Raw genomic sequence first — 1,578 nt, forward strand, 5'->3', positions numbered from 1 at the left:
AGGATGCAATGCCGACAGTCATTGGCCACCATAACATTACAAAGGGCACGAAGCACTGGCTCGACTCGCCGAAGCGCAAAGAGCTTTTTGGTCCGCTCGGCGTGACCAACATACGAACATTTGTAGACCCACAAAATCCGACTCGGGTGGCCGTTCTCATGGACGTACCGGACGTGGACGCCATGATGAAAGCTATGCAGAGCAAAGCAGCCACGGATGCGATGGCCCTCGATGGAGTGGTGCCTGAGTCCTTGGTGATCCTGGTCGAATCGTAAAGGTAATTGCTCCGCTGGCCAAGGTTAGCAGGCTTTGGTCAGCGGTTGCCGTGCGGTTCCGGTCATTCTGGCAAGTCGCAACCGGAACGCTGGCCGATCTTTCCCTTGGCAACTCAATGCTGACGTCTTCCCAACGACGTGAAAGCTCCAGTTTGATTGGAACTGACCTTGTCGGGGCCCCACTATAGCCGATAAGCCGAAGCCAACTCGAAGATAAGTGCTGCGTCGCAAAAATGTTAACGTAAACAGGTGGTTAAAGACTTTAAGGGCGCACCGGTGAAACTTCATATCGGTGGGTAGAGTAATCGGTGTGTGTGGGTTCTGGCTTAGTGCGAAATCATCCGCTATTTATCGACAAAGCCCAACAACCCTATGACGATTTCCAGATTGAAATCATTAGCCAGAAGCCACACCCGGGCACCAACGGACTTGTTCAAGGGTTCGAATCCGTTTCTTGCCATTCCACAGATCGGAAAAAGTAGCTGACCGTCGCCTTGACGGCATCCGAGACCCAACCCGTCAAGCTGGATGTTTCGCTCAAGGGCTTTGCTCAGGGTCTGATTGGTTGACCGGGAGAAGATGCTATGGCCAATCGGAATGTTATCGGTCATTGCGATACAAACTTAAAGTCTACTGGAATGAGTGCTCGGATCGAGGACATGATGGACAACCGATCGTGGCTCAGCAAACCGATTATTATGATGCAGCTCGGCGGCGACGGTCCTGATCGCACTCGGACCAGGACCACGTTTCTGTCGAACTGATGAGTTCATCGGACAAGCGTTCTGCTGCGAGGCACTGCACGTTTCCCGTTCAGGTGCCGGCTGCCGTCTTGCGAAGTCGTTTGTGCATGAGCTCGAAGGCCTTGACGGGCGCATGCTCGGGTTCCTTGCCGGTTGAGAGCTGCCCGAGGATCAGGCCCGCGATCTCGATCCCTTGCTGCCAGCATTCCTCGTGCAGACCCGAGCCGTAGGTCCAGCCGCCCGCGTAATAGAGACCCGACTTGCCCTGCTGGAGCTTGATGTCGGCCTGCGCCTGGATACAGGCAAAGTCGAAGACGTTGTGGTGGAGATAGGTGAACGCCTCCCGATGGTATTCGTCTTTCAGCACCATCTCCTCGCGGATCGGTAGGTGAGGATTCACCGAGACAAAGAATTGCGGCAGGCCGAACTTGTTATATTCGGGATTGGCTGCATCGTTCTGGTGGCGGTTCGCGACATAGTTGATCACGTAGGGCTTCATCGCAACCGAGCCGGGCTGATGAATGACGATGTTATAGGTGCACCAGGCATTCTGATCGACC

The 1,578-nt window shown here is 54.6% G+C and carries 2 protein-coding genes; one reads left to right on the forward strand and one right to left on the reverse strand.

Annotated elements, in window-relative coordinates; translation table 11 throughout:
* Nucleotides 1-8 precede the first annotated feature (8 nt).
* Nucleotides 9-275: a hypothetical protein gene (locus AAAB35_RS00080; RefSeq protein WP_340666218.1), complete on the forward strand. Its 267-nt coding sequence runs from the start codon at nucleotides 9-11 to the stop codon at nucleotides 273-275.
* An 813-nt stretch (nucleotides 276-1,088) separates the two neighbouring features.
* On the opposite strand, the gene AAAB35_RS00085 is transcribed toward AAAB35_RS00080, so the two are convergent.
* Nucleotides 1,089-1,578 (reverse strand): hypothetical protein (locus AAAB35_RS00085; protein WP_340666217.1); only part of this gene is annotated, 490 nt, incomplete at its 5' end.

This window comes from Phyllobacterium sp. (assembly GCF_037994425.1).
Taxonomy (GTDB): domain Bacteria; phylum Pseudomonadota; class Alphaproteobacteria; order Rhizobiales; family Rhizobiaceae; genus Phyllobacterium.

Excerpts from the sequence above, each read along its gene's own strand:
- AAAB35_RS00080 (WP_340666218.1), top strand. The coding sequence starts at position 9 with ATGCCGACAGTCATTGGCCACCATAACATTACAAAGGGCACGAAGCAC.